Annotated in this window: 17 protein-coding genes; 3 read left to right on the forward strand and 14 right to left on the reverse strand. The window is 66.6% G+C overall.

All coding sequences use genetic code 11. The annotated features are described in order from the left end of the window. The first annotated feature begins 36 nt into the window (after positions 1-36). Positions 37-636 (forward strand): type II secretion system protein N, encoded by a 600-nt coding sequence (locus AAFN46_RS14125; protein WP_347809323.1) that lies wholly within the window; start codon positions 37-39, stop codon positions 634-636. Further along, on the forward strand, positions 633-2,579 hold the full coding sequence (gene gspD / locus AAFN46_RS14130; RefSeq protein ID WP_347809324.1) for a type II secretion system secretin GspD: 1,947 nt from the start codon (positions 633-635) through the stop codon (positions 2,577-2,579). Before AAFN46_RS14125 ends, gspD begins: the two co-directional genes overlap by 4 nt. 45 nt (positions 2,580-2,624) lie before the next feature. Here the strand turns inward: gspD and AAFN46_RS14135 are convergent, their stop codons facing one another. From AAFN46_RS14135 to leuC, 14 genes are all read right to left on the reverse strand, one after another. Beyond that, the gene (locus AAFN46_RS14135) at positions 2,625-3,836 is read right to left on the reverse strand and encodes an O-succinylhomoserine sulfhydrylase (RefSeq protein WP_347809325.1); all 1,212 of its coding nucleotides are present in this window, start codon (positions 3,834-3,836) and stop codon (positions 2,625-2,627) included. A gap of 11 nt (positions 3,837-3,847) precedes the next feature. Next, a complete protein-coding gene (gene purF / locus AAFN46_RS14140; protein ID WP_347809326.1) occupies positions 3,848-5,353 on the reverse strand; it encodes an amidophosphoribosyltransferase in 1,506 nt (501 codons plus the stop codon). A 32-nt stretch (positions 5,354-5,385) separates the two neighbouring features. Continuing rightward, positions 5,386-5,949: a CvpA family protein gene (locus tag AAFN46_RS14145; protein ID WP_347809327.1), complete on the reverse strand. Its 564-nt coding sequence runs from the start codon at positions 5,947-5,949 to the stop codon at positions 5,386-5,388. An 88-nt stretch (positions 5,950-6,037) separates the two neighbouring features. After that, entirely contained in the window at positions 6,038-6,604 is a 567-nt protein-coding gene (locus tag AAFN46_RS14150; protein WP_347809328.1) for an SPOR domain-containing protein, read from the reverse strand. Continuing rightward, the gene (gene folC / locus AAFN46_RS14155; RefSeq protein ID WP_347809329.1) at positions 6,588-7,886 is read right to left on the reverse strand and encodes a bifunctional tetrahydrofolate synthase/dihydrofolate synthase; all 1,299 of its coding nucleotides are present in this window, start codon (positions 7,884-7,886) and stop codon (positions 6,588-6,590) included. Before folC ends, AAFN46_RS14150 begins: the two co-directional genes overlap by 17 nt. Continuing rightward, positions 7,883-8,758 carry an acetyl-CoA carboxylase, carboxyltransferase subunit beta gene (accD, locus tag AAFN46_RS14160; RefSeq protein WP_347809330.1) on the reverse strand — a complete coding sequence of 292 codons (876 nt, stop codon included), beginning with the start codon at positions 8,756-8,758 and terminating at the stop codon, positions 7,883-7,885. Before accD ends, folC begins: the two co-directional genes overlap by 4 nt. 131 nt (positions 8,759-8,889) lie before the next feature. Continuing rightward, positions 8,890-9,510 carry a phosphoribosylanthranilate isomerase gene (locus AAFN46_RS14165; RefSeq protein WP_347809331.1) on the reverse strand — a complete coding sequence of 207 codons (621 nt, stop codon included), beginning with the start codon at positions 9,508-9,510 and terminating at the stop codon, positions 8,890-8,892. 56 nt (positions 9,511-9,566) lie between these two features. Next, complete coding sequence (gene truA, locus AAFN46_RS14170; RefSeq protein ID WP_347809332.1) at positions 9,567-10,424, reverse strand: tRNA pseudouridine(38-40) synthase TruA; 858 nt, start codon at positions 10,422-10,424, stop codon at positions 9,567-9,569. A gap of 3 nt (positions 10,425-10,427) precedes the next feature. After that, entirely contained in the window at positions 10,428-13,214 is a 2,787-nt protein-coding gene (locus AAFN46_RS14175; RefSeq protein WP_347809333.1) for a FimV/HubP family polar landmark protein, read from the reverse strand. 154 nt (positions 13,215-13,368) lie between these two features. Next, positions 13,369-14,373, reverse strand: a complete 1,005-nt coding sequence (locus tag AAFN46_RS14180) for an aspartate-semialdehyde dehydrogenase (protein WP_347809334.1) — start codon at positions 14,371-14,373, stop codon at positions 13,369-13,371. Between the two features lie 104 nt (positions 14,374-14,477). Beyond that, the gene (gene asd, locus AAFN46_RS14185) at positions 14,478-15,590 is read right to left on the reverse strand and encodes an aspartate-semialdehyde dehydrogenase (RefSeq protein ID WP_347809335.1); all 1,113 of its coding nucleotides are present in this window, start codon (positions 15,588-15,590) and stop codon (positions 14,478-14,480) included. Between the two features lie 55 nt (positions 15,591-15,645). Beyond that, on the reverse strand, positions 15,646-16,728 hold the full coding sequence (leuB, locus tag AAFN46_RS14190) for a 3-isopropylmalate dehydrogenase (protein WP_347809336.1): 1,083 nt from the start codon (positions 16,726-16,728) through the stop codon (positions 15,646-15,648). 97 nt (positions 16,729-16,825) lie between these two features. After that, positions 16,826-17,473, reverse strand: coding sequence for a 3-isopropylmalate dehydratase small subunit (leuD, locus tag AAFN46_RS14195; protein WP_347809337.1), 648 nt, complete (start codon positions 17,471-17,473; stop codon positions 16,826-16,828). A gap of 11 nt (positions 17,474-17,484) precedes the next feature. Beyond that, entirely contained in the window at positions 17,485-18,912 is a 1,428-nt protein-coding gene (gene leuC, locus AAFN46_RS14200; RefSeq protein WP_347809338.1) for a 3-isopropylmalate dehydratase large subunit, read from the reverse strand. A 166-nt stretch (positions 18,913-19,078) separates the two neighbouring features. Between leuC and AAFN46_RS14205 the strand changes: the two genes are divergently transcribed. Continuing rightward, entirely contained in the window at positions 19,079-19,960 is an 882-nt protein-coding gene (locus AAFN46_RS14205; protein WP_347809339.1) for a LysR family transcriptional regulator, read from the forward strand. Positions 19,961-19,994 lie beyond the last annotated feature (34 nt).

Genomic DNA, 19,994 nt, shown 5'->3' on the forward strand with positions numbered 1-19,994 from the left:
ACTAGCCGTCTCGCGACCTGGCTGAGGCAACATGGCGTGACCGCCCTGTGCCTGCTGCTGGTGGTCGGCATGAGCCTCAGCCTGACCCGCCAGGGCGTCGAGCACCTGCGCCTGCTGCGCAGCCAGCCCACCGACCAGGCCAGCGCGCCTCTCGCCAGCACGCGCCAACACCCTTCCCCCGAGCAGCTGCAGAACCTCTTCGGCCTGCCCGCCGAGGCCAGAAGCGAGCAGGCGGCGCCGCCGACCCGGCAGCAGTTGACCCTGCTGGCCAGCTTCGTCAACCCGGACGCCCGGCGCTCCGCCGCCATCATTCAGATCGCCGGTGCCCAGCCCAAACGCATCGAGGTCGGCGATGAAGTCAACGCCAGCACCCGCCTGCATGCCGTGCATCCGGACCGCGTGGTGCTCGAACGCAATGGCCGGCAGGAGAGCCTGAGCTTTCCCGCCATCCGCCCGCTGTCGAGCTCCGCCCCCAGCTACTCGCCGCAGTCGTTCGACACCCAGCAGTTGGAACAGCTGCAGAGCGACGAAGTCCAGGCCCTGCAAGAGCGCATGGCCACCCTTCAACAACGCCTGGAAGGCACCGACGAGCAGTCGGCGCCGACCCTATCGCCAGAAGCCGAAGACACCCCATGAGCCACCGCAATCGCCCGTCGTGGAAACCTCTGCCCCTCGCCCTGCTGCTGGCCGCCGGCTGTCTGCTCGGCCAGCCCCCCATGGCCGTCGCGGCCGAGCCGGCCGGCGTCAGCCAGGGCGCGGAGAACTGGACGATCAACATGAAGGATGCGGATATTCGCGAATTCATCGATCAGGTCGCGGCCATCACCGGCGAGACCTTCGTCGTCGACCCTCGGGTCAAGGGCCAGGTCACGGTGATATCCAAGACCCCGCTGGGCCTGGAGGAGGTCTACCAGCTGTTCCTCTCGGTGATGAGCACCCATGGCTTCAGCGTCCTGACCCAGGACGACCAGGCGCGCATCGTGCCGGTGGCCGAGGCGCGCAGCGGCGCCAACCATGGCCGCCGGGCACCCGACGACATGCAGACCGAACTGATCCAGGTGCAGCACACCTCGGTCAACGAGCTGATTCCGCTGATCCGTCCGCTGGTGCCGCAGAACGGCCACCTGGCGGCGGTGGCCGCGTCCAACGCGCTGATCATCAGCGATCGGCGCTCCAACATCGAACGCATCCGCCAGCTGATCGCGGACCTGGACGCCCAGGGCGGCGGCGACTACAGCGTGATCAACCTGCAGCACGCCTGGGTGCTGGATGCCGCCGAGGCACTGAACAGCTCGGTGATGCGCAACGAGAAGAGCAACAGCGGCACCCGGGTGATCGCCGACGCCCGCACCAACCGCCTGATCCTCCTCGGTCCGCCGGCCGCGCGCCAGCGCCTGGCCAACCTGGCCCGTTCGCTGGATATCCCCAGCAGCCGCTCGGCCAATGCCCGGGTGGTCCGCCTGCGCCACAGCGACGCCAAGAGCCTGGCCGAGACCCTCGGCGACGTCGCCGAGGGCCTGAAGACGCCCGAGGGCGGCGAAGCCGCCAGCAGCAAGCCGCAGAACATCCTGATCCGCGCCGACGAGAGCCTCAACGCCCTGGTCCTGCTGGCCGACCCCGACACCGTGTCGACCCTCGAGGAGATAGTGCGCAACCTCGACGTGCCGCGCGCCCAGGTGATGGTCGAGGCGGCCATAGTCGAGATCTCCGGCGACATCAGCGACGCCCTCGGCGTGCAGTGGGCGGTGGATGCGCGCGGCGGCACGGGCGGCCTGGGCGGGGTCAATTTCGGCAATACCGGCCTGTCTGTGGGCACCGTGCTGCGCGCCATCCAGGAGGACAAGATTCCGGACGACCTGACCCTGCCGGACGGCGCCATCATAGGTGTCGGCACCAGCAGTTTCGGCGCGCTGATCACCGCCCTGTCGGCCAACAGCAAGAGCAATCTGCTGTCCACCCCCAGCCTGCTGACCCTGGACAACCAGGAGGCGGAGATCCTGGTCGGGCAGAACGTGCCGTTCCAGACCGGCTCCTACACCACCGACGCCGCGGGGGCCAACAACCCCTTCACCACCATCGAGCGCGAGGACATCGGCGTCACCCTCAAGGTGACCCCGCACATCAACGACGGCGCCACCCTGCGCCTGGAGGTGGAGCAGGAAATCTCCTCCATCGCCCCCAGCACCGGCCTCAACTCCAAGGCGGTGGACCTGGTGACCAACAAGCGCTCGATCAAGAGCGTGATACTGGCCGACGACGGCCAGGTGATAGTGCTCGGTGGACTGATCCAGGACGACGTCACCACGACCGATTCCAAGGTGCCGCTGCTCGGCGACATCCCCCTGCTCGGCCGCCTGTTCCGCTCGACCAAGGACACCCACGTCAAGCGCAACCTGATGGTGTTCCTGCGCCCGACCATAGTGCGCGACCGCGCGGGCATGGCCGCGCTGTCCGGCAAGAAGTACCGCGATATCAGCGTGCTGGGTTACGACGAGGGCAACGGCATGCTGCCGGGCGACGCCCAGCGCCTGTTCGACAAGCCGGGCGCCGGCGCCATCGACCTGCGCAAGGACGACTGAGGGCAACGCAATGGAAAACGCCGCTCATCGAGCGGCGTTTTCGTTTCACAGGGCGGCCAGTCCGCGCGCCAGATCGGCCTTGAGATCGGCGATGTCCTCCAGGCCCACCGCGACGCGAATCAGGTTGTCGCGGATGCCGGCATTGGCCCGCTCCTGCGGAGACAGGCGGCCGTGGGAGGTGGTCGCCGGGTGGGCGATGGTGGTCTTGGTATCGCCCAGATTGGTGGTGATCGAGATCACCCGGGTCGCGTCGATGAAGCGCCAGGCGGCGGCCTTGTCGCCCTTGACCTCGAAGCTCAGCACCGCGCCGAAGGCGCTCTGCTGCCGCTTGGCCAGCTCGTGCTGAGGATGGCTGGGCAGGCCGGCGTAATAGACCCTGTCGATGCCTGCCTGGCCCTCCAGCCAGCGGGCCAGCTCCAGCGCGCCGGCGCTCTGCGCCTGCATGCGGATGCGCAGGGTCTCCAGGCCCTTGAGGAACATCCAGGCATTGAAGGGGCTCAGGGTCGGGCCGGCGGTGCGCAGGAAGCCGACGATCTCCTTCATCTGCTCGGCACGCCCGGCCACCACCCCGCCCAGGCCACGACCCTGGCCGTCGATGAACTTGGTGGCCGAGTGCATGACCATGTCGGCGCCCAGCGCCAGCGGTTGCTGCAGCGCCGGAGTGCAGAAGCAGTTGTCCACCGCCAGCAGCGCGCCACGGGCGTGGGCGATCTCGGCCAGGGCGGCGATATCGACCAGCTCGGCCAGCGGGTTGGACGGCGACTCGACGAACAGCAGCCTGGTATTGGCCTTGAACGCCGTTTCCCAGGCGCCCAGATCGGCCAGCGGCGGGTAGTCCACTTCAATGCCGAAGCGCTTGAGGTACTTCTCGAACAGGCTGATGGTCGAGCCGAACACGCTGCGCGACACCAGCACATGGTCGCCGGCGCAGCACAGGCTCATGACGATGGCCAGGATGGCGGCCATGCCGGATGCGGTGGCCACCGCCTGCTCGGCGCCCTCCATGGCGGCGATGCGCTGCTCGAAGGCGCGCACCGTCGGGTTGGTGTAGCGCGAGTAGACGTTGCCCGGCTGTTCGCCGGCGAAGCGCGCGGCGGCATCGGCGGCGCTGCGAAACACGTAGCTGGAGGTGAGGAACATGGCCTCGCCGTGCTCGCCTTCCGGCGTGCGCTGCTGGCCGGCGCGCACCGCCAGGGTGTCGAAGCCCACGCCTTCGAGGTCGCTGTCCAGCCTACCCGCTTCCCACTCCAGACTCATGCTGCGCTCCTTCAGTCGTTGTGCAGATCGATGATGGCGCTGGCGCTGTGCACCTTGACCTTGGCCGCGTCGTTGCGCGCCTGCTCGATCCTGTTCAGGTAGGCCTCGTTGACGTCGCCGGTCACGTACTGGCCGTCGAACACCGCGCAGTCGAAGTGCTCGATCTTGATCTTGCCACCGCCGACCGCTTCCTTGAGGTCGTCCAGGTCCTGGTATACCAGCCAGTCGGCGCCGATCAGCTCGGCCACCTCCTCGGTGCTGCGGCCATGGGCGATCAGCTCGTGGGCGCTGGGCATATCGATGCCGTAGACGTTGGGGTAACGCACGGCCGGCGCCGCCGAGCAGAAGTAGACTTTCTTCGCCCCCGCCTCGCGGGCCATCTGGATGATCTGCTTGCAGGTGGTGCCGCGCACGATGGAGTCGTCCACCAGCATCACGTTCTTGCCACGGAACTCCAGGTCGATGGCGTTGAGCTTCTGGCGTACCGACTTCTTGCGCGCGGCCTGGCCCGGCATGATGAAGGTGCGGCCGATATAGCGGTTCTTGACGAAGCCCTCGCGGAACTTCACGCCCAGCTGGTTGGCCAGCTCCAGGGCGGAAGTGCGGCTGGTGTCCGGAATCGGGATGACCACGTCGATATCGTGATCCGGGCGCTCGCGCTGAATCTTCTCGGCCAGCTTCTCGCCCATGCGCAGGCGCGCCTTGTACACCGACACGCCGTCCATGATCGAGTCTGGCCGGGCCAGGTAGACGTGCTCGAAAATGCACGGCTTGAGCTGCGGGTTCTGCGCGCACTGGCGGGTGTGCAGCTTGCCGTCCTCGGTGATGTACACCGCCTCGCCCGGCGCCAGGTCGCGGATCAGGCTGAAGCCGAGCACGTCGAGGGCGACGCTCTCGGAGGCGATCATGTACTCCACGCCCTCGTCGGTGTGGCGCTGGCCGAAGACGATCGGGCGGATCGCGTGCGGGTCGCGGAAACCGACCACGCCGTAGCCGGTGATCATCGCCACCACCGCGTAACCACCGCGGCAGCGCGCATGCACGCCGGCGACGGCGGCGAACACGTCTTCCTCGGTGGGCTGCAGCTTGCCACGCACCGCCAGCTCGTGGGCGAATACGTTGAGCAGCACCTCCGAGTCGGAGTTGGTGTTCACATGACGCAGGTCGGACTCGTAGATCTCGCGCGACAGCTGCTCGACGTTGGTCAGGTTGCCGTTGTGCGCCAGGGTGATGCCGTAGGGCGAGTTGACGTAGAAGGGCTGCGCCTCGGCGGAACTGGAGCTGCCGGCGGTGGGATAGCGCACGTGGCCGATGCCGACGTTGCCCACCAGGCGCTGCATGTGGCGCTGCTGGAACACATCGCGCACCAGACCGTTGTCCTTGCGCAGGAACAGGCGCCCGTCGTGGCTGGTGACTATGCCGGCAGCGTCCTGGCCGCGATGCTGGAGCACGGTAAGCGCGTCGTACAGGGACTGATTGACGTTGGACTTACCGACGATACCGACGATGCCGCACATGTGACGCAACCTCTGTGTTGTGAATCGGAAAACTACAGGCTCTCTGGCAGTTTAGGCTGCGAGAAGGCCTCTTTGAACGGCAGCTCGGGGGTTTCCGTGATGCCGCTGGCAAGCCACTGGCTGGACAGGCCCAGGATGAGATTCTTCGACCAGTCCGCCACCATCAGAAAATGCGGCAGCAGGGTCGACTGCCGCCACCACTGATCCTGCTGCACCGGCGCCAGGCTCACCAGCCCCACCAGCACTACCACCAGCAGGGCCCCGCGCGCCGCGCCGAAGACCATGCCGAGAAAACGGTCGGTGCCCGACAGGCCGGTCACCCGGATCAGCTCACCGATGAGGAAATTGATCAGCGCCCCGACCAGCAGGGTCACCACGAAGAGAATGGCGCAGGCGGCGATGACCCGCATCGACGGGGTCTCGATGAAATCGCTCAGGTGCTGCGACAGGGCGCCACCGAACATCCAGGCGACCACGCCGGCGATGATCCAGGTCAACAGCGACAGGGCTTCCTTGAAGAAGCCGCGGCGCAGGCTGATCAGGCTGGAGATGGCGATGACGGAGACTATCGCCCAGTCGACCCAAGTGAATGCCACGTTGCTGCCTACAGACGGGAAAGGCGGCGAATTCTAGCAGAGCGCGTCCGGCCCGGTAAGCCGGGCCGGCATTCCGCGATGGCAGCGGTCAGCCTTTTTCCGGCTGGAAACGCACCACGAAGCCATTGAGCTTCTGCTGACGGTTGAGCTGGTCGCGCAGGCGGTCGGCCTCGGCCCGCTCGATCACCGGACCGACGAAGACCCGGTTCATCCCGTCGAAGGTGCGGATATAGGCGTTGTAGCCCTTGCTGCGCAGGGTCTGCTGCAGCTTTTCGGCGCCGGCGCGACTGGACAGGCTGGCCAGCTGCACCGACCAGCTGACCGGCAGGTTGTTGGCATCCAGGCCACTGGCCGGCTTGCTCTGCGCGACAGCCGCGGGGGCCTGCTGTTGGGGTTCGGCAATGGGCTCTGCGGGGCTTTGCGGCACCGGCTCGACCGGCGGCACGGCCTCTTCGGCGACCGGCTCGGGCACGTTTACCGGCTCCAGTTCTATTTCGGGCATGCTCGGCTTGTCCGGCATGGCCGGGGCGTCGACCACCACCTGGCGCAGCTCATCCTCGCGGGAAAACAGCATGGGCAAGAAGATCACCGCCAGCGCCACCAGCACCAGTGCGCCGACTATCCGCTGCTTGAGCCCCTTATCCAGCACCGCCATTGCCTGCCTCCGCCCTCTGGCCAAGCCACTCCAGGGCCTCGGCCACGCAATAGAAAGATCCGAACACGAGGATCTCGTCGTCCTCGCTCGCCTGGCCACACTGTACCAGCAATGCCTCTGCCACGCTGGTGCAGCTGCGCACATTGGCGCCGAGGTTGCACAGGGCCGCCTCCAGCTCACCCGCAGGGCGCGAGCGCGGGCTATCCAGCGGCGCCACGGCCCAGTCCTGAACATCCAGCTGCAGTGGTGCCAGCACGCCGGGCAGATCCTTGTCGGCGAGCAGGCCGAACACCGCCAACCGGCGCCCCCTGGGCGGCCTAGCCGCCAGTCGCGAGGCGAGGTATTCGGCGGCGTGCGGATTGTGGCCGACATCCAGCAACAGGGTCAGCGCCCTGCCCTGCCAATTCAGGCTGCGCCGCTCCAGCCGACCGGCCACCCGCGTGGCAGCCAACGCCGCAGCCAGGCGCTCGGGCTGCCAAGGCAGATCCAGCGCGGCATAGGCCTGCAGGGCCAGGGCCGCGTTCTCCATCGGCAGGTCGAGCAGCGGCAGATCATGCAGCTCCAGCGTCCGCCCATCGGCAGTCAGGCCGCGCCAGTGCCAGCCATTCTCGCCCAGCGCCAGGTCGTAGTCGCGACCGCGCAGGAACAGCGGGCAATCCAGCTCCGCAACCCGCTGCAGCAGCGGCAACGGCGGCTCCAGGTCGCCACAGAGCGCCGGCTTACCCTGGCGCAGGATGCCGGCCTTCTCAAAGGCCACGGATTCGCGGGTATCGCCCAGCCACTCGGCATGGTCCAGACCGATGCTGGTCACCAACGCCAGGTCGGCGTCGACCAGATTGACCGCATCGAGGCGACCGCCCAGACCGACCTCCAGCACCACGGCGTCCAGCGCGGCCCGCTCGAACAGCCAGAAGGCCGCCAGAGTGCCCATCTCGAAATAGGTCAGGGAAATCTCGCCACGCCCCGCCTCGACGGCGGCGAAGGCCGCACACAGCTCGTCGTCGCGGGCATCGCGCCCTTGCAGCTGCACCCGCTCGTTGTAATGCAGCAGGTGCGGCGAGCTGTAGACGCCAACCTTGAGCCCCTGCTCACGCAACAGGGCAGCCAGGAAGGCGCAGGTAGAGCCCTTGCCGTTGGTGCCGGTAACGGTGATCACCAACGGCGCCGGCTTGCCCAGGCCGAGCCGGTGAGCCACTTCGCGGGAGCGCTCCAGCCCCATATCGATGGCGCTGGGGTGCAGCTGCTCCAGGTAGCTCAGCCAGTCGGCGAGGGATCGACTCATGCAGTGGCCGCGGGCGTGGGCAGGTGCTGCAGCTGCGCCAGCAGGCTGGCCAGGCGCGGACGCAGGTCCTTGCGGTGGATGATCAGGTCGATGGCACCGTGCTCGAGAAGGAATTCGCTGCGCTGGAAGCCTTCCGGCAGCTTCTCGCGCACGGTCTGCTCGATCACTCGCGGACCGGCGAAGCCGATCAGCGCGCGCGGCTCGGCAACTATCACGTCACCGAGCATGGCCAGGCTGGCGGAAACACCGCCGTAGACCGGGTCGGTCAGCACGGAGATGAAGGGCAGGCCTTCCTCGCGCAGACGCGCCAGCACGGCGCTGGTCTTGGCCATCTGCATCAACGAGATCAGCGCTTCCTGCATGCGCGCGCCACCGGAGGCGGCGAAGCACACCAGCGGGCAACGCTTCTCCAGGGCCGCATTGGCGGCACGCACGAAGCGCTCGCCGACAATGGCACCCATGGAGCCGCCCATGAAGCTGAACTCGAAGGCGCAGGCCACCACGGGCATGCCCTGCAGCTTGCCGCTCATGGAGATCAGCGCATCCTTCTCGCCGGTGTCTTTCTGCGCGCTGGCCAGGCGGTCCTTGTACTTCTTGCTGTCTCGGAACTTCAGGCGATCCACCGGCTCCAGCTCGGCACCCAGCTCCTCGCGCCCCTCGGCGTCGAGGAACAGGTCCAGGCGCGCGCGCGCATCGATGCGCATGTGGTGGTTGCACTTGGGGCAAACGTCGAGGGTCTTCTCCAACTCGGGGCGATAGAGCACGGCATCGCAGGACGGGCACTTGTGCCAGAGCCCTTCCGGCACCGAGCTCTTCTTGACCTCGGAACGCATGATCGAGGGGATCAGCTTTTCTCTCAACCAGTTGCTCATGCTTACTCTCCGTAGCTGTTGCGGGCCTTTCGGCGACCCGGGCGAATCTGATTCAGGCCGTCGGCGGCTGTCGCCGCCCTACGACCGGGGCGCAATGGCTTATGGACGGCAGGCATCCGCCCGCCGTCACATCAGGCGCCACGTGCCGCGCGAATGAATGCCTCGATCTTCTGCGCATCCTTGATGCCCTTGCTCGCCTCCACCCCGCCACTGACATCCACCGCATAGGGCCGCACCTGCGCCACCGCGGCAGCGACATTCACCGGGCGCAGACCGCCCGCCAAGATCAGCGGCTTGCTCAGCTCCTGCGGCACCAGCGACCAGTCGAAGGCCTCGCCGGTTCCCCCGGGCACGCCTTCGACATAGGTGTCCAGCAACACCCCCTGGGCGCTCGGGTAGCGATCCACCTGGGCGGCGATATCGTCACCGGCCTTGACCCGCAGTGCCTTGATGTAGGGACGATTGAAGCCCTCGCACTGCTCCAGCGACTCATCGCCATGGAACTGCAGCAGGTCCAACGGCACCCGCGCAAGGATGCTCTCCAGCTCGGCGCGCTCCATGTCGACGAACAACCCCACGCTGGTGACGAAGGGCGGCAGCGCGGCGACTATGGCGCGAGCCTGCTCGATGCCGACCGCCCTGGGGCTCTTGGCGTAGAACACCAGGCCGATGGCGTCGGCACCGGCCGCGACGGCGGCCAGGGCATCCTCGACCCGGGTGATTCCGCAGATTTTGATGCGAACGCCTGTCAACGTGCCGACACCTTCTGGAAAAGAAAAATCGATGGTAGCAAAGCCACGAGGCAGTTTCAGCCGAAGCTTTGCGGCAAAGCAGAAAGGAAGTGCGGGCCCAGATAGCGCTGCGGCAAGTCGAACTCCTGCGGGTACTCGACCTGCACCAGGTACAGCCCGTAGGGGTGGGCCGTCACCCCGCCGGCGCGCCGGTCACGGGCCGCCAGCACCTCTCCCACCCAGGCGGGATCGCGCTCGCCGGCCCCTATGGTCATCAGCACGCCGGCGAAGTTGCGCACCATGTGATGCAGGAAGGCATTGGCGCGCACGTCGATGACGATGAAGCGACCATGCTCGATCACCTCCAGGTGATGCACCGTCTTCACCGGCGACTTGGCCTGGCATTGCACGGCACGGAAGGAGGTGAAGTCGTGGGTACCGACCAATAGCCGGGCGGCCTCGCGCATCCGCGTCACATCCAGCGGCCGGTGGTTCCAGGTGACCTCCTCGGCCAGATGCGCCGGGCGGATAGGGTCGTTGTAGATCACATAGCGGTAGCGCCGGGCGAAGGCCTTGAAGCGCGCGTGAAAGTCCGCCGGCATGACCTTGGCCCAGGTCACGCTGATGTCCGCCGGCAGATTGGCATTGCCGCCCATCACCCAGGCCTTGAGCGGGCGCTCGACGCGGGTGTCGAAGTGCACCACCTGGCCACTGGCATGCACACCGGCGTCGGTGCGGCCGGCGCAGATCACCCCGACCGGCTCGGCGGCGACCTGCGCAAGGGCCTTCTCCAGGGCGGCCTGTACCGAGGGCACTCCGGCCTCCTGGCGCTGCCAGCCACGATAGCGGGCCCCCTTGTACTCGATGCCGAGGGCGATTCTGGAAACGCCAGCGGCGGCCATCTCGGCCGCCGCTGGTGGTATTGCTGGGGACATGGATTAGCTCAACTTGGCGATCAGCTCGCGCGCTTCCTGCTGCTGACCCTCGCTACCCTCGGCGATGACCTCGTCGAGGATGTCGCGGGCGCCTTCGCTGTCACCCATATCGATGTAGGCGCGCGCCAGATCCAGCTTGGTCGCGGTCTCGTCGGTGCCCGAGAGGAAGTCGAAGTCGTCGTCCACATCCAGGCCTGCGGTTGCACTTGAGGAAGCCTCCGGCTGCGCGGTCGGCAACTCGTCGGCCAGGCCACCACCCAGCTCGTCGAGCTCGGCCGAGACGGCATCCAGCTGAGCGGAGAAGCTATCCGCGGCCGGAGCGGCCGGGGTCTCGTCGGCCAGCGACAGATCGAAGTCGGTCGGCATGTCCAGCCCACCCTCATCGCTCGCGGCAGCCGGCTCGTCGTCCAGACTCAGCATGAAGTCTTCTTCGCCAGCGGCCTCGCTCGGCTTGCTCTCGGCGTCCAGATCCAGGCTGAAGTCGGCCAGATCGTCGCCCAGAGACAGCGTCTCGCTGGTGGCCTCGCCACCTCCCAGGTCCAGGTCGAAGTCCATCTCGGCCGGCGCACTGCTCGGCTCGGCCGACGCATCGAAATCCAGGCCTGCATCCAGCTCCAGATCGTCCAGGGAGGCCTCTGCGGCGGCAGGCTTGGCAGGCTCGTCGAAACCGGCATCCAGCTCGTCCAGGCTCAGGTCGAAGGCATCGTCCATGCCGGCTGCCGGCTCCGCGGAGGCGGGCTCGTCGAGAGCCAGGTCATCCAGACTGAAGCTGTCCATATCCTCGCTCGCCGCCGCAGCCGCGGCGGCACCACCTGCAGCCGCAGCCGCCATGGCCGGGTACTTGGCCTTGAGCTGATCGACGGCACCGGCCGCACCGCCGATTTCGCGCAGTTCCTGCTCCTGACGGGCGAAACCGGCGCGATCGCCCTGCTCCGCACAGACTTCCATCAGCTTCAGACGCAGATCGCTGCGATGCGGCTCGTCGTTGATGGCGTTCCGCAGCAGTTCGGCGGCCTGGGCGAATTTACCGTAGGCGATATAGATGTCCGCCTCGCCCAGAGCATCGGCGGTTTGCGGAGCGACACGCTCCTCGGCCTGCGGGCGCACCTGGGTTTCGTCGCCCGCATCGCCGCCGAGCCCCGCGAAACTGTCGTCCGGCAGGCCCATGTCGCTGGCGAAGCTGTCAGCCGTATCCTCCATGGCCAGGCTGCTCTGCAGCTCCGCCTCTTTCATGGCATTGCGCCGCGACAGCACCATCAGCCCGATCAGCAGAACCAGCAGCGCTCCGCCCCCTACCGCACCCAGCAGCATGGGATTGCTCAGCAGCTGATCGACCATCCCCTGCGGCTCGGGCTGCTGCGCCGGCGCGGTCGGCTTTACGGCCGGAGTCGGTTTGGCCGGCGTTTCCGGCTTGGTGGCCTGCACCGGCTTGGGCGCAGGAGCCTCGGCAACCGGCTTGGCCGGCTCCGGCTTTTTTACCGGCTCCTCGTAATTGAAGTCCGTGGTGGCCGGTTTCTCGGCCGGCTTCACTTCCGCCGGCTTGGCCTCTGCCGCCGGTTGCGCCTGGGGCGGCTTGACCTCTGCCGGCTTGGTCTCGGCAACGGGAGCCTCGGGCTGGGCCGGAGCCGCGGCAGCCTTGCTCTGCCGGGCGAGATCGCCCTGCAGCTTGGCCAGCTGGTTGTCCTTCAGCTCGATCAGGCGCTGCAGCTTGTCCAGCTGGCTCTGCAGGTCGGTCATGCGCCCCTTGAGCTCTTCGTTCTCGCGGCGAGTCGAGTCCAGGCTCTCCTTGGTCACCGCCAGCTGATCGCTGAGCGCCTTGCTGTCGGCCTTGCCCTTGTCGCTGCCAGCCGCCTTGCCGCTGTCGGCGGAGACCAGCTTCAGGCTGTCCTTGACCTCGGTCTTGGCCGGTGCGGCGCCCGCCGCAGCTCGCTTGGTGGCATCCAGCTGACGCGACGCGCTGGCCAGACCACGACCTTCGCGCCAGGCCGCATTCTGTTCGGCGACCTGGGCCAGGGCCTCGGCCTGGCTGCGGCTCTTGACCTGCTCGTCGGAGGGCAGGCGCAGCACCTGACCGCTCTTCAGCCGGTTGATGTTGCCACCGATGAAGGCATTGGGATTGAGATCGAGAATGGCCAGCATGGCCTGGTGCACGGTGCCGTTCTGGCGGCTGCTCTGGGCGATTTCCCAGAGGGTGTCGCTGGCGCTGGTGCGGTACTCGTTACCCTGGACCTTGACCGGGGCACTCGGCGCCGCCGGTGTAGTCGGCCGGGCCGGCGCACTGGCACTGGGCGTTACCGGGCGCGGAGCGGGAGCTGCAGCTTGCGGGCGCGGCGCCGGCGCGCTCGCGACGGGGAGGCGCGGAGCGGGAGCCGTCACCGGCGTCGGCGCGTAAAGCGGCGGGTCCAGCAGCAGGGTGTACTCGCGCAGCAGGCGACCGTTGGGCCAGAGCACTTCGACGAGGAAGTTCAGGTAAGGCTCGCGCACCGGCTTGGTGGAGGTGATGCGAATCACACTCTTGCCATTGGGCTTGATGACCGGGGTGAACTTGAGGTCAGTCAGGAAATACTGCCGATCGACTCCCGCCTTGTTGAACTCTTCCGGCGAGGCGAGTGTAGGGATCACTTCAGTCGACGCCAGATCGCGCACTTCGAGCAGCTCGATTTCAGCCACCAGCGGCTGACTCAGAGAAGACTGCAGGTCGATCTCCCCCAGCCCCAGTGCGTGTGCCGTACCTGAGGTCAGCGCGGAAGCCGCTGCAATTGCCAGCACTAGTTTGCGAACCCGAACCATAGCGTAATCCCTTGTTTTATCTTTTTTTCTCGTTGCACGAGAGGATTTTGAAGCGCGCTGCCTGCACCCGCCCTGAGGCGACTCCCCGCCAGCGAACTACCAAACCAGTATTGCCAAGCTAGAATAAATCTTCAAATTTGGGGCTAAGTATCTTTTACAGATAGTGTTTTATCAACAACTCACCAATTTGCACAGCATTGAGCGCAGAGCCTTTTCGTACATTATCTGACGTAATCCACAAATTAAGCTCAGCCGGGTCATCCAGGCCAGCGCGCAAACGCCCGACATACAACTCATCCTGCCCCACCGCGTCGCCGACCACGGTCGGATAATCGCCATCTTCCACCAGCTCCAGGCCGGGTTGCCGCTCCAGCAGAGCGGCGACCGCCGCCGTGTCCACCGGCCCGCCGGTCTCCAGGGAGACCGCCAGGCTGTCGCCGAAGAACACCGGCGCCAACATGCAGGTCACCGAGACCCTGAGCCCCTCGACGCCCAGCACCCGCTTCAGCTCTGCGGCCACGCGGCGCTCGAGGCGGGCATGACCGCCCTCCTCCAACTCGCCGACCCGGGCCAACAGGTTGAATGCCACCTGGCGATCGAACAGCTGCGGCTCCAGCGGGCGCATGTTGAGCAACTCGGTGGTCTGCCGAGCCAACTCCGCCACCCCGGCGCGCCCCAGGCTGGAAACGGCCAGGGCGGCATTCAGGGTGACCTTGCGCAGCCCAAGGCTGGCGCGTAGCGGCGCCAGCACCGCGGCCAGGGCAGTGGCAGCCGGCGCCGGACTGGCCAGCAGATAGGGCGCACTCGCGCCGGTCAGGGCCTCGGCATTGGCCTCGGGCACCATGGGCAACGCCTGCTCCAGGGCACCGCTCAGGTCGATCACCGAGCAGCCGGCCGCATGGGCCTGCGCGGCATACTGGCGACTGACCTCCTCGCCGGCGGCGAAGAACGCCAACCGTACCTGGGCGAAATCGAAGCCGACCAGATCGCGTACCCGCAGGTTCTTGCCGCGAAAGGCCACGGCCTGGCCAGCGGACGCGTTGCCGGCCAACAGATGCAGCGCGCCGACCGGGAACTCACGCTCCTCCAGCAGCTGCACCAGGGTTTCGCCGACGGCGCCGGTGGCGCCGATCACGGCGATATCGAAGGTCTTGGACATCGCAAAGCCTCAAGGAAACACCTGATTGATCGGCACTCTACCCGCACGACCCGAAAAATAAAAAGGGCCGGTCATGGACCGGCCCTCTGGCACCACAGTGGCGATCAGCGTTCCAGCAGGATACGCAGCATGCGCCGCAACGGTTCGGCCGCCCCCCATAACAACTGGTCGCCGACGGTGAAGGCACCGAGGTACTGCGAGCCCATGTTGAGCTTGCGCAGGCGGCCGACCGGCACGCTCAGGGTACCGGTGACGGCGGTCGGGCCGAGTTCGCGAATGCTCGCCTCGCGGCTGTTCGGCACCAGCTTGACCCAGGGGTTGTGCTGGCTGATCAGGCCCTCGATGTCGGCCATCGGCACGTCCTTGTTGAGCTTGATGGTCAGCGCCTGGCTGTGGCAGCGCATGGCACCGATGCGCACGCATAGGCCATCCACCGGGATCGGGCTCTTGTTGCGGCCAAGGATCTTGTTGGTCTCGGCCTGGCCCTTCCACTCTTCGCGGCTCTGGCCATTGGGCAGCTCCTTGTCGATGTAGGGGATCAGGCTGCCGGCCAGCGGTACGCCGAAGTTGTCCACCGGGAAAGCCTCGCCGCGCATGGTCTCGGCGACCTTGCGATCGATGTCGAGGATGGCGCTGGCCGGATTGGCCAGGTCCTCGGCCACCGCGCCGTGGATGGCGCCCATCTGCTTGATCAGCTCGCGCATGTTCTGCGCCCCTGCGCCGCTCGCGGCCTGGTAGGTCATGGCGCTCATCCACTCGACCAGACCGGCCTCGTACAGCCCGCCCAGGGCCATCAGCATCAGGCTGACGGTGCAGTTGCCGCCGATATAGTTCCTGGTGCCGGCGTCCAGCGACTGGTCGATCACCCTGCGGTTGACCGGGTCCAGCACTATGACCGCGTCATCGGCCATGCGCAGGCTGGAGGCCGCGTCGATCCAGTAGCCGTTCCAACCGGCTTCGCGCAGCTTGGGGAAGACTTCGTTGGTGTAGTCGCCGCCCTGGCAGGTCAGGATCACGTCGAGGCTCTTCAGCTCGTCGATGCTGTAGGCGTCCTTCAGCGGAGCAATGTCCTTGCCAATCGCCGGGCCCTGGCCGCCGACATTGGAAGTGGTGAAGAACACCGGCTCGATCAGGTCGAAGTCACGCTCTTCCAGCATGCGCTGCATGAGCACGGAACCGACCATACCGCGCCAACCGATCAGACCTACACGTTTCATAACGACTCACACCTCTATAAGCGGCCTCGCCCGATGGCGGACGAAGCCGGAAAGATTACAGGCTACGCAGCGCCTCGACTACTGCGTCGCCCATGGCGGCGGTACCGACCCTGGTCTTGCCTTCCGACCAGATGTCGCCGGTGCGCAGGCCCTGGTCCAGCACCAGGCTCACCGCCTGCTCGATGGCGTCGGCGGCTTTGATCTGGCCGAAGCTGTAACGCAGCATCATGGACACCGAGAGAATGGTCGCCAGCGGGTTGGCGATGCCCTTGCCGGCGATGTCCGGCGCGGAACCGTGGCACGGCTCGTACATGCCCTTGTTGTTGGCATCCAGCGAGGCCGACGGCAGCATGCCGATGGAGCCGGTCAGCATCGACGCTTCATCGGAGAGAATATCGCCGAACATATTGTCGGTGACCATCACGTCGAACTGCTTGGGCGCACGCACCAGCTGCATGGCGGCGTTGTCGACGTACATGTGCGACAGCTCGACCTCTGGGTAGTCCTTGGCCACTTCCTCGACCACGGCGCGCCACAGCTGGCTGGAGGCCAGCACGTTGGCCTTGTCCACCGAGCACAGCTTCTTGTTGCGCACCATGGCCATGTCGAAGCCGACCTTGGCGATGCGGCGGATTTCGCTCTCGCTGTACGGCAGGGTGTCGTAAGCCATGCGCTCGCCGCTCTCCAGCAGCTTGCTCTCGCGCGGCTGGCCGAAGTAGATGCCGCCGGTCAGCTCACGGACGATGAGAATGTCCAGGCCGGCCACCACTTCCGGCTTGAGGCTGGAGGCCTCGGCCAGTTGCGGATAGAGGATGGCCGGACGCAGGTTGCCGAACAGCCCCAGCTGCGAGCGGATCTTCAGCAGGCCGCGCTCCGGACGGATGGCCGGGTCGATGGTGTCCCACTTGGGTCCGCCGACGGCGCCGAGCAGCACCGCATCGGCGGCGCGGGCGCGCTCCAGGGTCTCGTCGGCCAGCGGCACGCCGTAGCGGTCGATGGCGGCGCCGCCCAGATCATCGAAACTCAGCTCGAAACCCAGGGCGTACTTGTCGTTGGCCAGGTTCAGCACCTTGACCGCCTCGGCCATGATCTCCGGGCCGATGCCGTCGCCGGGGAGAACCAAAATCTGTTTGGACATGGGAATTTCCTTCGGAAATAGCTTCAAGCTGCAAGCCACAAGCCTCAAGCAGAGCCGCCCTAACTTGCAGCTTGCCGCTTGAGGCTTGCAGCTCCGGTTATTTGATCGCGCCGAACAGCCAGGGGCTGCTCTGCCGGTGTTTGCCTTCGAAGGCCTTGATCGCCTCGGCGTCCTGCAGGGTCAGGCCGATGTCGTCCAGGCCATTGAGCAGGCAGTGCTTGCGGAAGGCATCCACCTCGAAGCCGTACTGCTTGCCGTCCGGGCGGGTCACGGTCTGCGCGGCCAGGTCCACGGTCAGCTGGTAGCCCTCGGTGGCCTCGCACTGCTGGAACAGCTCGTCGACTTCCTCGTCCTTCAGCACGATCGGCAGCAGGCCGTTCTTGAAGCTGTTGTTGAAGAAGATGTCGGCGAAGCTCGGCGCGATCACGGTGCGGAAGCCGTACTCGTCCAGCGCCCAGGGCGCGTGCTCGCGGGAGGAGCCGCAGCCGAAGTTCTCGCGTGCCAGCAGCACGCTGGCGCCCTGATAGCGCGGGAAGTTGAGCACGAAATCCTGGTTCACCGGGCGCTGCGAGCAGTCCTGGTTGGGCTGGCCGACGTCGAGGTAGCGCCACTCGTCGAACAGGTTGGGGCCGAAGCCGCTGCGCTTGATCGACTTGAGAAACTGCTTGGGGATGATCTGGTCGGTGTCGACGTTGGCGCGGTCCAGCGGAGCGACCAAGCCGGTGTGTTGGGTAAAGGCTTTCATCACTTCTCTCCTCAGGCCTGGATCAGTTCGCGCACGTCGATGAAGTGGCCGGTGACGGCTGCCGCCGCGGCCATGGCCGGGCTGACCAGGTGGGTACGGCCACCGGCGCCCTGACGACCCTCGAAGTTGCGGTTGGAGGTGGAGGCGCAGTGCTCGCCACTCTCCAGGCGATCCGGGTTCATCGCCAGGCACATGGAACAACCCGGCTCACGCCACTCGAAACCGGCCTCGATAAAGATCTTGTCCAGCCCTTCCTGCTCGGCCTGCGCCTTGACCAGGCCGGAGCCCGGCACCACCAGCGCCTGCTTGACGGTCGCGGCGACCTTGCGCCCCCTGGCCACCTCGGCGGCGGCGCGCAGGTCCTCGATGCGCGAGTTGGTGCAGGAACCGATGAACACGCGATCCAGACGGATATCGGTGATCGCCTGATTGGCGGCCAGGCCCATGTACTTGAGGGCGCGGACGATGGAGTCGCGCTTGACCGGGTCCTTCTCGGCGGCCGGGTCCGGCACCTTCTCGTCCACCGCCAGCACCATCTCCGGCGAAGTGCCCCAGGACACCTGCGGCTTGATCTCTTCGGCCCTCAGTTCGACCACGGTGTCGAACACCGCATCGGCGTCGGACACCAGGGTCTGCCACTGCGCCACGGCCTTGTCCCAGTCGGCGCCCTTGGGCGCGAAGGGGCGGCCCTCGACGTAGGCGATGGTCTTCTCGTCCACCGCCACCAGGCCCACTCGCGCCCCCGCTTCGATCGCCATATTGCAGATGGTCATGCGGCCTTCCATGGACAGCTCGCGGATGGCGCTGCCGGCGAACTCCAGGGCGTGGCCGTTGCCGCCTGCGGTGCCGATCTTGCCGATCACGGCCAGGACGATGTCCTTGGCGGTGACGCCGAAGGGCAGCTGGCCCTCCACCGCTACCCGCATGTTCTTCATCTTCTTGGCCACCAGGCACTGGGTGGCGAGCACGTGCTCGACCTCGGAGGTGCCGATGCCGTGGGCCAGCGCACCGAAGGCGCCATGGGTGGAGGTGTGCGAGTCGCCGCAGACCACGGTCATGCCCGGCAGGGTGGCGCCCTGCTCCGGGCCGACCACATGGACGATGCCCTGGCGGCTGTCGTTCATCTTGAACTCGAGGATGCCGAAGTCGTCGCAGTTCTCGTCGAGGGTCTGCACCTGGATGCGCGACACCTCGTCGACTATGGCCTCCAGGCCACCCTGGCGCTCGGCACGGGTGGTCGGCACGTTGTGGTCCGGGGTGGCGATATTGGCGTCCACTCTCCAGGGTTTACGCCCGGCCAGACGCAGCCCTTCGAAGGCCTGCGGCGAGGTCACTTCGTGGAGGATCTGCCGGTCGATGTAGATCAGCGACGAACCATCGTCGCGGCGCTTCACCTCGTGCATCTCCCAGAGCTTGTCGTACAGGGTCTTGCCGGCCATCTCGGTATCCTCATCAGATTGTTCTACGCGGGCGTGGCGGGATCTGCCGTCCACCCCCTCGGGCCAGGGTCGCGCGCCCTTTAGCCGATGTGCGCATGCTAGGGGCTTGCTTTGAATAACTCCAATTCATATTTTTCATTCATTGGATAACTCAAAGGAATTCAAAATGGACCTGGCCAACCTCAACGCCTTTCTCGCCGTGGCCGAGAGCGGCAGCTTCTCGGCGGCGGGCGAACGCCTGTTTCTCACCCAGCCGGCGGTGAGCAAACGCATCGCCGCCCTGGAGCAACAGCTCGACGTGCGCCTGTTCGACCGCCTGGGTCGCGAGGTGGGCCTGACCGAGGCCGGACGTGCCCTGCTGCCGCGCGCCTACCAGATCCTCAACGTGCTGGACGACACCCGGCGCGCCCTGACCAATCTGAGCGGCGAGGTCGGCGGCCGGCTGACCCTGGCCACCAGCCACCATATCGGCCTGCACCGCCTGCCCCCACTACTGCGCGCCTTTACCCGCATGCATCCGCAGGTGGCGCTGGATATCCAGTTCCTCGACTCGGAGGTGGCCTACGAGGAGGTCCTGCACGGCCGCGCCGAGCTGGCGGTGATCACCCTGGCCCCCGAGACCCGCGAGCCGGTGCACGCGGTGCCGGTGTGGAGCGACCCACTGGACTTCGTCGCCGCGCCCGAACATCCGCTGGCGCGCAGCGGCGCCGTGACCCTGGCCGACGTGGCACGCCACCCGGCAGTGTTCCCCGGCGGCAACACCTTCACCCATCACATCGTCAACAAGCTGTTCGCCGCCCAGGGCCTGGCGCCGAATATCGGCATGAGCACCAATTACCTGGAAACGATCAAGATGATGGTCTCCATCGGCCTGGCCTGGAGCGTGCTGCCGCGCACCATGCTCGACGAGCAGGTGGTGCGCCTGCCGCTGCCGGGCATCCAGCTGTCGCGCCGGCTCGGCTACATCCTGCATCGCGAGCGCACCCTGTCCAATGCCGCCAGGGCCTTCATGGCACTGCTCGACGAACAGCGCGCAGACCTTGCCTAGACCGCGCAACAGCGGCTAACGTGGGGTTCATAAC

The organism is Pseudomonas sp. CAU 1711, assembly GCF_039888625.1.
Taxonomy (GTDB): domain Bacteria; phylum Pseudomonadota; class Gammaproteobacteria; order Pseudomonadales; family Pseudomonadaceae; genus Aquipseudomonas.